The organism is Streptosporangium nanhuense, assembly GCF_059358815.1.
In genome coordinates this window covers 156,165-167,213 of sequence record NZ_JCADBG010000009.1, presented here as the reverse complement: position 1 = coordinate 167,213, position 11,049 = coordinate 156,165, and the positions used below count along the sequence as shown (strand labels likewise).

The window sequence follows — 11,049 nt, the reverse complement described above, 5'->3', positions numbered from 1 at the left end:
CGCGCCCGGGGGATCACTGGGCTAGTTCCTCCTCGCTGGGTCGACCCGCCTGAACCGTTCCGAAGCCCGCCACGACGACACCGGCCAGGGCGAGGTACGCCCGGCGGCCGGGTGCCCTCAGGTGGGAGGGTTCCACCCGATCGGCCCTGCCGGGGGCCAGCGCGTCCTCCCAGGGGACCCGGACGATCGCCCGGCACCTGCCCCGCGCGACCGCCTCCGCCTGCTCCACGTCGGCCATGCTGCGGCGGCTCACCCCGTTGACGACCATGACCGCCCGGTGGCGCAGGTCGGCGCAGCCGTGCCCGTCGAGCCACTCGTAGGTCATGGCCACCGCGTCCGGCCCGTCCTCGCTGGCCGGGACGACGAGGACGAGCTGATCGGCGTAGGGGAGGACCCGCGCGGCCAGGGCCGCGGCGGGGTCCACGACGATCGTCTTGTAGTGCCGGTCGAGCATGTCCATCGCCTGTCCGAGCCGCCGGTCGGAGAAGAGCGTGCGGTCGGACAGGCGCTGCTCGGCCCCGGCGTCGCTGTCTCCGGCGAGGACCTCCAGCCCCGAGGCGCAGCGGCTGGTGTAGGCGCGCATGCCGAGGTATCCCTGGACGTTGTCGAGCCCGGAGAGCAGCGAGCTCAGGGTCTCGGGCGACTCGCCCTGGACCCGGCTGGACAGGGCGTGGGAGCCGGTGCTGGCGTCGACCGCGAGGATCCGGTCCTCACGGTAGCGGGCGAGGGTGTGGCCGAGCATGAGCGCGGTCGTGGTCTGGCCGGCGCCGCCGGTGCATCCCAGGACCACCACCCGCCGGCTGCCGCTGAACACCGCCCTGGCCCGCGCCTCGTCGATCTCCGAGCCGTCCGTACGGCCGCCGCCGCCGGGTCCTATCACCACCTGGGCCAGCCGCCGCCAGCCGCCCGAGGAGTCACGGCCGACCACCGACTCCACCCGGCGGACCCTGGTCTCCGCCTCGCCGCGCGAGGAACCGGTCACCGGCACCGCGGGTGTGACCGGATCCGCCGTGGCCGATCCCGACGGGACCGCGCGGATCGACATGCCGCTTCCCTGCGCACCCGGCTGGACGCCGGTGCCCGCCGGGCTTCCGGGCCCTGCCTGCGCGCCCGGGTCTCTCTCCGGCGGCCACGCCTGCGACGTGCCGGACGGCCTGCCGATCGGCGCGGGCTGCCCCTTGCGGTGCTGGCGCCGCGCGCTCTCCTCGTCCGGCCTGTCCTGCGGGAGCTCGGCCGCCTCCGCGGCGCGGCGCCCGGTCGGCGCCGGTCCGACGAACTTCGGCACGAAGGACGGGACGGCCGGGACGGCCGGCTTGCGGGCGGGGTCGGGCACGACGGCCGGCCGCTCGGCGGGCACCGCACGGGCCGCGGCGGGCCTCTCCACCCGGGGCGGCTCGGGAACCGAGGGCTGCGGCACGGCCGGGGCCTCGGGCCGCTGCCGTACGGGGGGCTCCGGGGTGGGGGCGACGGGCACTGAGGACACAGCGGGCGCTGAGGACACAGCGGGCGCGGCGGGCCCGATCACCTCGGGAAGCACGGGAGGCGCGGGAGGTGCGGCCGACGCGGGAGGCGAGGCGGGCGCGGTGGGCACGGTGGGCACGGTGGGCACGGTGGGCGTGTTCGCAACGGCCGGGGTGACGGCGGCGCGCTGGGCCTCGGCGGAGGCCGCGAGCCTGCGCAGGCGCCTCAGCGCCTCGGTGTCGATGGGGGCGGCCGGAGCCGCCGCCGGAGCCTCGTCCCGCGAGTCGCCCGAACGTCCCGGGGCCGCGGGCCCGGCCGCCGGGGCACGCTCCGCCCGCCCGCCGGACCGTCCGGCGGGGCGGTCGGCGGGCGGCCGCGAGACCGGGCCCGCGGCCGGCGTACCGGGCAAGGATCCGGCGCTTCCGGCGCTTCCGGCGTCCCTGGCGTCCCCGGCGGACGGGGAAGCGGAGGCGGCCACGGGCCCGGCGGGACCGGGGACCGACGCGGGATCGGAGGCCGGGGTCGCGGCGGGCTCGGAGAGGGACGGCACCACGGGCAGGGACGCGCGAGGCACAGAAGACACAGAGGGCGCGGAAGACACGGAAGACACGGAGGGCACCGGGAAAACGGCGGGGACGATGACCCGGGGCGTCTCGACGCCCCTGGGGGCCTCCACGGCCCGGGACGCCTCGACGGCCGAGGTCTGGCCGAGGGCCGGGGCGGTGCCCTGGCGCGGGGCGTGGACCTCGGACCAGGCGACGCGCTCGCGGGCCACCGGAGCGGTGGCGGCCGCCGCCGCGGCGGCGGCCACGGCGGGACGCACCTCGCGCGAGCGGGCGGCGGCGCGCTTGGACTGGGCGTGCCTGGCCTTGCGCGACGCCTTGACCCGCACGTCCGCGCGTTGCGGCGCGGCTCGCCAGATCCGGCCGTTCAGGGTGACCTCGGCGGGCTCGGACAGGGGCGCCATCCGGCACCAGGTGCGCGGCTCCCCCACGTAGCGAGCCTGTGACTGGAGCAGCTCGGTGAGCCTCTTGCTCTCGATCACCGGCCGGGTGGAGAGCCAGGTGACGACACCGGGCGGCACCAGGTAGAGGACGTGCCAGGGGGCGGCGAAGGGCAGGCCGAGGAGGTAGAGCAGCAGCGACCACGGGGCCAGCACTCCCACGAACCCACCGATCCAGACGATCGGGAGCGGCATCGGCAGCCGTAGGTCGTACAGCTTGTAGAGCCGCTTCTCGATCCTCCAGATATTGGTGTACGTGGGCAGATCCACGTGATCCTCCTCTCCGCCTCTCCTTGTTTGACCGTTCGGACCCGGTCTCAACCCCCCGAGATGCCCAGTGCGCCCGCGATCGCCTTGGCAGTCACCTCGATGATGTTCGGCACGTAGAAGATCACTCCGATGGCGATCGCCAGGATGATGAACTGGACGAACCTGGTGATCTCACGGGTGAAGAGGAAGAAGAGGGCCACCACCGAGACGATGACCAGGAAGAGTGGCGCGAAGAAGCTGCGGAGGAAGTCGGCGAGGCCCTCGGTGTTGACGCCCGCCGGAGGAGCTGTGGGCTGAGCGAGCTCTATGGCGCTCAGCAGCATGGTCTTGAGAATCACTTCTTGTCCTCCGTACTCACGATCGTGCCCGCCGGGCGGCGACGGGCCCGCGGCGCGTAAGCGCGGGAACCCGGACCGGCGGCTCATCGATCAGGGGGGGTCTGCTCACCGTGGACCGGCACCATTCGATCATGCGCTACCCCGCCACAGATCGGTATGCGCCGCGGATGTCCTTGACGAACCACTTGTCGCCCTGCTTGACCATGGTGAGCAAGTAGGACTGTTCCAGCTTGCCTCCTGTTTGGCCGGGGTCGGCGGGCTCGGGCTCGACGGACGGGGCCGCCTTCGACGGCACGCCCCACGTGACCGTCGCGGTCACCTCGCGGGCCCCTCCCCCGCCGGCGGGCACGATGAGGTCCTTGAGCTGCAGGAAGGTGAACGCGCCCCCGAACCCCTGCAGGGTGACCCCCGCGTCGGCGTACTGCTGCAGCGAGGTGGTGTCACCCGCGTACGCCTTGAAGAAGTCTTCCAGCGTGGTGCGCAGCTCCTGCTCCGCGGCGCGGTCGCGCTCGGGGGCGGCCTTGGGCGGCAGGGCGGCCGCCCTCGGCGCGGGCAGGATGCCCGGACGCCCGGCGACGACGAACCTCTGCGCGAGACGGTCGCGGTAGACGGGCACCGACAGGAGCTGGCGGCGGTTCTCCGACTGGTAGGCGACGGTGACGACGGCGTTGTCGGCGTCGACGACCTCGATCCCGTACGGTTGCACCGCTCCAGCGCTCATCCTGCCGAAACCGTCCCAGCCGAACTGCGCCTCGGCGCCCTCGGGCAGGTAGGGGGCGAGTCTCGACTCCCGCTCCGCGAGGCGGGCGCCGTCGAAGTTCAGGTAGACCTCGGCGAACTGGGCCGCGAAGGCGGAGGCCTGGACCGTGGGGAATCCGTTGTCGGGCACGGCCACCGCGCCGGAGGGGGCGTTCTGCTGGGTGAAGCGCTCGAAGGGCGCGCGGACCCCGTTGACCACGATGACGACGATCAGCGCCCAGAGCACGGCGCGGCCGGTCCACACCAGCCAGCGACCGCCTCCGCCGGACCAGCGTCCGCGCGACGCGCCCCGACCGCGCGCCTGAGCGCGATCAAGGTCGGGATCGTCGGGAAAGTCCGGGTATGCCGACAGCTCAGGGTCGCCAGCGATCCGGGGATCTCGCTGGACGGTCGACCTTCGAGCCATCATGCCTCCGCTCGCGTCAATCCTCGGCCGGCAGGGGTCATATTCGCCGCCGATCCCGTTGGCCATGGTGACGCACTTACTCTAGCCGCCCGGCCGATTCTTCCAGGAAAGCCACGCCTATGCTGCAGGCATCGCGATGACTGAGCAAACCGGGTCTGGATCGCCGACGAGGCCGCCGATGCCGCCGATGACCCGCGAAAAGCGCATTACCCCTGGCCAGCGCGCGGGCTGATTACTCAAACGCCACCCATTGCTAACTGGACGGCCCCCGGACTGTCGCGACCTGCGCATTTAACAATAAATACGTCACCCAGGGTCACACCCCCCAAACTGCCATTGCTCGGCAGGCCCGGTCAGGGGCGAATCCTCCGACGCGGCGGGCACGCCTCCCGATCTTGTCCGGGAGTACCCCTCGGAAGCCGGTCACCGGCGAGAAGCGGGGCGTCGTGCGCGTGCCCCGGGAGCCGTACGCGACGTGCGGGACGAGCACGGGGCGGGCGAAGGGCGGGAAGGGGGCACACACGGCGTCGTGCGCGTGCCTCGGGAGAGCCTCGGGAGGAGGACTCCCGCCCGCTCCTCGCGGCGGGCCGGGAAACCTCCCTCGCGTGACACGCGACCGGTCAGACGTTGAAGCGGAACTCCACCACGTCGCCGTCGCGCATGACGTAGTCCTTGCCCTCGATGCGGGCCTTGCCCGCCTGGCGGGCGGAGGCGATGGAGCCGGCCTCCACGAGCTCGTCGTAGGAGACGATCTCGGCCTTGATGAAGCCGCGCTGGAAGTCGGTGTGGATGACCCCGGCGGCCTCGGGGGCGGTGGCGCCCTTGCGGATCGTCCAGGCCCTGGTCTCCTTGGGACCGGCGGTCAGGTAGGTCTGCAGCCCCAGGGTCTCGAAGCCCACCCTGGCCAGCTGGGTCAGGCCCGACTCCTCCTGGCCGACGGACTGCAGGAGCTCCAGCGCCTCGACGTCGTCGAGCTCGACGAGCTCGGACTCGATCTTCGCGTCGAGGAAGACGGCCTCGGCCGGCGCGACGAGCTCCGACAGCTGGGCCCGGAGCTTCTCGTCCACCAGCTCGTCGGCGTCGAGGTTGAAGACGTACAGGAACGGCTTGGCCGTCAGCAGGTGCAGCTCGCGCAGCTCCTTCGGGTCGATGCCCGCGCCCTTGGCCCCGGCGTACAGGGTGGTGCCGCCGTCGAGGAGCTTGAACGCCGCCTCCGCCGCCTCGAGCGCGGCCTTGCGGTCCTTGTTGGTCCTGGACTCCTTCTGCAGGCGGGGGATCGCCTTCTCCAGCGTCTGCAGGTCGGCCAGGATCAGCTCGGTGTTGATCGTCTCGATGTCGCGCCCGGGGGCGACGCCGCCGTCGACGTGGGTCACGTCGGGGTCGTTGAAGACCCGGATGACCTGGCAGATCGCGTCGGTGTCACGGATGTTGGCGAGGAACTGGTTGCCCCGCCCCTGCCCCTCCGAGGCGCCTCGGACCAGACCGGCGATGTCGACGAACTCGACCTTCGCCGGCAGGATCTTGGCGGATCCGAAGATCTCGGCCAGCTTCTCAAGACGCGGGTCGGGAACGCCGACGATGCCCACGTTGGGCTCGATGGTGGCGAACGGATAGTTCGCCGCCAGGGCGTTGGCGGTCTTCGTCAGCGCGTTGAAAAGCGTTGACTTGCCGACGTTGGGCAATCCGACGATGCCGATGCTCAGGCTCACGTGAGCCGAGTTTACGCGGAATGACCCACTGCTACCCGCCACGGCCGGGTCACAGGTAGGAGTCACGGGCTGTGAGGCGCCCGCACGGAACCGGTATCGAGCGATACAGAGCCGGCACAGAGCCGGCACAGAGCCGGCACGGGGCCGACACGGAACCGGCGCGGAACCCGCACGGAGCCGGTCCCGGTCCGGGAGCGTGTCGGCGCGCCAGGAGTGGCCGGGCCTGGAATCATGCCGGGGTGGATGTCATGGCTCTCTCCTTCCAGCTCGCGGTGGGCCTCGCCGCGGGACTCGCGATCGGGTTCCTGCTGGGCCGGGCGCGCGCCGCCTCGGGAGCCGCCGACGTCACCGCGCGCCTGGCCGACGCCGAGGCCCGGGCGAAGATCGCCGAGGAGAAGGTCGCCTACATCGAGGGACAGCTCTCCGAACGGTTCCAGGCCCTGTCCAGCCGGGCCCTCGACGTCAACAACCTGCGGTTCCTGGAGCTGGCGGAGACGAGGCTCGCCGCCAACCGGGCCGAGGCGTCCGGCGAGCTGGAGCAGCGCAAGCAGGCCGTCGAGCACCTGATCGAGCCGCTGAAGGACACCCTGGCCCGCGTCGAGACGCAGCTGCGCGACACCCAGACGGGCCAGCGGGCCGCCCACGCCGAGCTGGCCAAGCACATCGACGTCGTACGCGAGAGCAACGAGCAGCTCCGCGCCCAGACGAGCTCGCTGGTACGGGCCCTGCAGCGTCCCGAGGCCAGGGGCCGGTGGGGGGAGCTCCAGCTGCGCAGGGTCGCCGAGATCGCCGGCATGCAGCGCTACTGCGACTTCGACGAGCAGGTGAGCGTCACCACGCCGGACGGCGTGCTGCGGCCCGACATGATCGTGCGGCTGGCGGGCGGCAAGAACATCGTGGTCGACTCCAAGGTCTCGCTGTCCGCCTACCTCGAGGCCGCCGAGTCGGCCGATCCCGACCACCAGTCGGTCCGGCTCGACGCCCACGCCCGGCACGTGCGCGACCACGTCGACCGGCTGGCCTCCAAGCCCTACTGGCAGGCGTTCAGCCCGGCGCCGGAGTTCATGGTCCTGTTCATCCCCGGCGAGGCGTTCCTCGCCCCGGCGCTGGAACGCGACCCCGCCCTGCTGGAGTACGCCATGCGGCGCCGGGTCCACATCGCCACCCCCACCACGCTGATCACCATGCTCCGCACCGCGCAGTACGCCTGGCAGCAGGCCGCGCTCGGCGAGAACGCGCGGGCGATCTTCGAGGTCGGCAAAGAGCTGTACGAGCGGCTGAGCAGCATGGGACGCAACGTCGACGCCCTGGGACGCTCGCTGAGCCGGGCCGTGGAGTCGTACAACAGGACGGTCGGCTCGCTGGAGACTCGGGTGCTGGTGAGCGCCCGCAAGCTGAACGATCTGGGGCTGGTCGAGGCCGACCTGGACACACCGCAGGCGGTCGAGGACCTGCCGCGCGCCCTGACCTCGCCGGAACTGCTCGCGCGAGAGGAGCCAAGCCCGCCTCTCGTGTCCCGCCTGAACGGTAGGTTGACCAACGACCTGCCCTAGAAAGTGTTCCCTGAAGGCTCTCGCGGCCGGACACTGGAGGCAGCGGGGCCGACGACGCGGGGATCCGCGAGGGCCCAAGGTCAAGGGGGCGAGTGGTGAACGAGCGAGGCGGCGTGCAGCCGGCCTGCGGGGTGATCGCATGAGTGAGCTTGACCGGGCCGCGGGCATCCGGCTGACCGTCCGGGGCGCGCTGGCCTTCGTACTGGCGTCCACGCTGGTGGGAAGCGTGCTGCAGGCGCTGCTGGGGGTGGCGGCGCTGACCGGGGCGGCGTTCGTGGCCGGTTGCGTGGCCGCCGCGTCGCTCGTGAACCGCCGGGACCTGCTGTCGCTGGTGGTGTCCCCGCCCCTGGTCTTCTTCGTGACCACCGCGCTCATCGAGGCGGTCCGCTCCCTGTTCGCGGCCACCCCCGTCCAGGCCTTCGGCCTGGGGATGTACACGGCGCTGTCGCAGGGGGCCCCGTGGCTGTTCGGCGGCTCGTTCCTGGTGCTGGTCATCGCCTGGCGCCGCGGCCTGACCCGCTGCGTCCGCGAGCTGCGCGAGGAGCTCAGGGCGACCAAGGCCTCGGTCCCGCGCCCCAGGAGCGGCGGCGACGGCGGCACCGCCTTCGCCCCCGAGCCCGAGGGATACTTCGAGCCCAAGGTGTACGGCACCCCGCGCGAGGGCCAGTAGCGGCCGGGCGCGGGCCTCACCCGTGACAGGGGCCTCCGGGTGAGGCGGTTCCCCGGAGGTCTCCCCGAGGTCTTCCCGGGGTCTCCCCGGGGTTTCCCGGGGAGACGGCCGGTCGGAGCGGCGCCGGCGTGGTCAGACCGTGGCGCGCAGGTCCTTGCGCAGCTCGTGCGGGAGCGCGAAGCGCACGCTCTCGTGGACGGACTCGACCTCCTCGACGTCCCCGAAGCCGTTCCGCGCCAGGCGGGCCAGGACCTCGGCGACGAGCTCCTCGGGCACCGAGGCGCCGCTCGTCACGCCGACCGTGGTGACGCCGTCGAACCAGGCGTCGTCGATGAGCGAGGCGTCGTCGACCAGGTAGGAGGCGTCGGCCCCGTGGTCGAGGGCGACCTCGACCAGCCGCTTGGAGTTGGAGGAGTTCTCCGAACCGACGACGATGACCAGCTGGGCCTCGGCCGCGATCTCCTTGACCGCGACCTGGCGGTTCTGGGTGGCGTAGCAGATGTCGTCGCTCGGGGGGTCGATCAGGTTGGGGAAGCGCTCCTTGAGCCGGGTGACCGTCTCGGTCGTCTCGTCCACCGACAGCGTGGTCTGCGACAGCCAGACCAGCCGCTCGGGGTCCTTGACCCGCACGGTGTCGACCGAGTGCAGGCCGTCGACGAGCTGGACGTGGTCGGGCGCCTCGCCCGCGGTGCCCTCGACCTCCTCGTGGCCCTCGTGGCCGATCAGGAGGATGTCGTAGTCCTGGGAGGCGAAACGCTTGGCCTCGTTGTGCACCTTGGTCACCAGGGGGCAGGTGGCGTCGATCGTCTTGAGGCCGCGCAGGGCGGCCTCCCGATGGACGGCCGGGGACACCCCGTGGGCGGAGAAGACGACGATGGCACCCTCGGGCACCTCCTCGGTCTCCTCGACGAAGATCGCCCCGCGCCGCTCCAGCGTCTTGACCACGTGGGTGTTGTGGACGATCTGCTTACGGACGTAGATCGGGGCGCCGTACTGCTCCAGCGCCTTCTCCACGGCCTGGACCGCGCGATCGACCCCGGCACAGTAACCACGGGGCTTCGCCACTAGTACGCGTCGGGTCGCGGGGGTGTCTGAAGTCATGCTCTTATGCTACGTGGACACGTCCGCGAGACAGCCCATACGTCCCACGAGCTCATGCGGCACACGTCTTGCCACACTAGCCTTCTCGATACAGACCTCCCAGGGAGACGATATGTCAGTCCCCGACATGATCCGCAATGTCACACAAAAAGCAAAAGACCTGCCGCTGAACATGCTGCAGAGCGCGCTGAGCGGGGTGGGCCAGGCCCTGCTTCTCGGCGACCGCGTCCGGAACAGGTTCAAGGGCACCTCCGGCCAGGCCGAGGCCGAAGAGCCCTTCGGGACGGTCGGCGACAAGTCCTCGAAGACCGGCGAGAAGGCCACGGACCAGGCGGAGAAGCCCACCCGCCGCGAGCCCGTCATCTTCGCGCCGCGCTCGGACAAGGCCGCGGGCAAGGCCGCGAGCAAGCCCGCGGCCGAGAGCAACGGTGCCAGGACCACTCCCGACCCTGTCATCTTCAGCCCCGCCAAGCCCGACACCGCGGCGCCCTCCGCCCCCGAGGCCAAGTCTCCCGAGGCCAAGGCCGAGACCGTCGACGCCCCGGCGAAGCCCGCCGAGACCGCCGCCGCGACTCCGGAGTCCGGGACCGCCCCGGCGAAGCCCGCCGAGGCGGCCGCCACGGAGACCGCCACCACCGCGGCGGCCACCACGGAGACCCCGGCCACGGAGACCCCCGCCGACGTGGACGCCCCCGCGAAGGCGAAGGCCGTGAAGGCTCCCGCCGACGCGGAGACCCCGGCCGCCTCGAAGGCGGAGACCCGGGCCGCCGCCACCCCGGAGGCGAAGACCACGGAGGCCCCGGCCGCCGCCGAAGCCGCCGAAGCCGAGATCGTGGAGGCCCCGGCCACCGAGGCCGCGAAGCCCGAGGTCGCCGGGAGCGCCACCACCGAGGCCGAGGGGACCGCCGAGAACGCGGAGACCACGAAGGCCACCGCCCCCGAGGCGCCCGCCGCCGAGGTCGCCGAGGTCGCCGAGGTCAAGGCCCCCGCCAAGCGGACCAGGGCCACCAGGGCCAAGGCTCCCGCCGCGAAGCCCGAGGCCGCCGAGCCCCAGGCCGCCGAGGCCGGCGCGGTCACCGAGGCCCCCGCCAGGAAGCCCAGGGCCACCCGGGCCAAGGCCGCGGGTTCCACGACCCCGGCCACCGAGGCCGCGGAGTCCGGGACCGTGAGCCCCAAGGCCGCGAAGCCCAGGGCCACCCGGGCCAAGGCCGCGGGTTCCACGGCCCCGGTCACCGAGGCCGCGGAGTCCGGGACCGCCGCGTCCGAGGCCGCCCAGGCCGCTCCGAAGGCCAGGGCCACCAGGACCCGCAAGACCACCAAGGCCGCCGCCCCCGTGGAGACCGCGACCGGGAGCGCGGAGAACGGCGCCCTGACGAGCGCCACGGAGAACAGCACGGCGAACGCCCCGGCGGAGGCCGTGCTGGAGACCCCCTCGGCGGTGAAGGTCGAGGTGACGAGGGTCGAGACCGCGAAGCCCGAGACCTCGGACGCCGCGGTGGTCGAGGTGACGGCGACCAGGGCCTCGGCGCCCGAGTCGGCCGACGTGGCGGGGTCCCTCGGGACGACCGCCCCCTCCTCGGAGGCGACCAGCACCCTCGCCGAGCCGCTCCCCGGTTACGCCGAGCTGACGGTCGCGTCCCTGCGGGCGCGGATGCGCGGCAGGACGGCCGGGCAGATCCTGGAGCTGATCACCTACGAGCGGGCGACCACCGACCGCGAGGCCGTCGTGCGGATGTACGAGAACCGCCTGGCCAAGCTGGAGACCGCCGAATAGTCACG

At 72.6% G+C, this 11,049-nt stretch carries 8 protein-coding genes; 3 read left to right on the top strand and 5 right to left on the bottom strand.

All coding sequences use genetic code 11. The features are described from left to right. Positions 1-13 precede the first annotated feature (13 nt). The 4 genes from AC5L38_RS19200 to ychF form a co-directional block, all read right to left on the bottom strand. Entirely contained in the window at positions 14-2,734 is a 2,721-nt protein-coding gene (locus AC5L38_RS19200) for a TcpE family conjugal transfer membrane protein (RefSeq protein ID WP_495244167.1), read from the bottom strand. A gap of 47 nt (positions 2,735-2,781) precedes the next feature. After that, entirely contained in the window at positions 2,782-3,057 is a 276-nt protein-coding gene (locus AC5L38_RS19195) for a hypothetical protein (RefSeq protein WP_329093688.1), read from the bottom strand. A gap of 151 nt (positions 3,058-3,208) precedes the next feature. Beyond that, positions 3,209-4,075 carry a conjugal transfer protein gene (locus tag AC5L38_RS19190; RefSeq protein WP_495244166.1) on the bottom strand — a complete coding sequence of 289 codons (867 nt, stop codon included), beginning with the start codon at positions 4,073-4,075 and terminating at the stop codon, positions 3,209-3,211. Positions 4,076-4,857: 782 nt separating this feature from the next. Then, positions 4,858-5,946, bottom strand: coding sequence for a redox-regulated ATPase YchF (gene ychF / locus AC5L38_RS19185; protein WP_495244165.1), 1,089 nt, complete (start codon positions 5,944-5,946; stop codon positions 4,858-4,860). A gap of 248 nt (positions 5,947-6,194) precedes the next feature. Between ychF and AC5L38_RS19180 the strand changes: the two genes are divergently transcribed. Both AC5L38_RS19180 and AC5L38_RS19175 read left to right on the top strand, forming a co-directional pair. Further along, entirely contained in the window at positions 6,195-7,499 is a 1,305-nt protein-coding gene (locus AC5L38_RS19180; RefSeq protein WP_495244295.1) for a DNA recombination protein RmuC, read from the top strand. Positions 7,500-7,638: 139 nt separating this feature from the next. Continuing rightward, on the top strand, positions 7,639-8,169 hold the full coding sequence (locus tag AC5L38_RS19175; RefSeq protein ID WP_495244164.1) for a DUF6542 domain-containing protein: 531 nt from the start codon (positions 7,639-7,641) through the stop codon (positions 8,167-8,169). 132 nt (positions 8,170-8,301) lie between these two features. On the opposite strand, the gene AC5L38_RS19170 is transcribed toward AC5L38_RS19175, so the two are convergent. Beyond that, positions 8,302-9,270: a 4-hydroxy-3-methylbut-2-enyl diphosphate reductase gene (locus tag AC5L38_RS19170; RefSeq protein ID WP_495244163.1), complete on the bottom strand. Its 969-nt coding sequence runs from the start codon at positions 9,268-9,270 to the stop codon at positions 8,302-8,304. A 112-nt stretch (positions 9,271-9,382) separates the two neighbouring features. Between AC5L38_RS19170 and AC5L38_RS19165 the strand changes: the two genes are divergently transcribed. Further along, the gene (locus tag AC5L38_RS19165) at positions 9,383-11,044 is read left to right on the top strand and encodes a hypothetical protein (protein WP_495244162.1); all 1,662 of its coding nucleotides are present in this window, start codon (positions 9,383-9,385) and stop codon (positions 11,042-11,044) included. Positions 11,045-11,049: the final 5 nt, after the last annotated feature.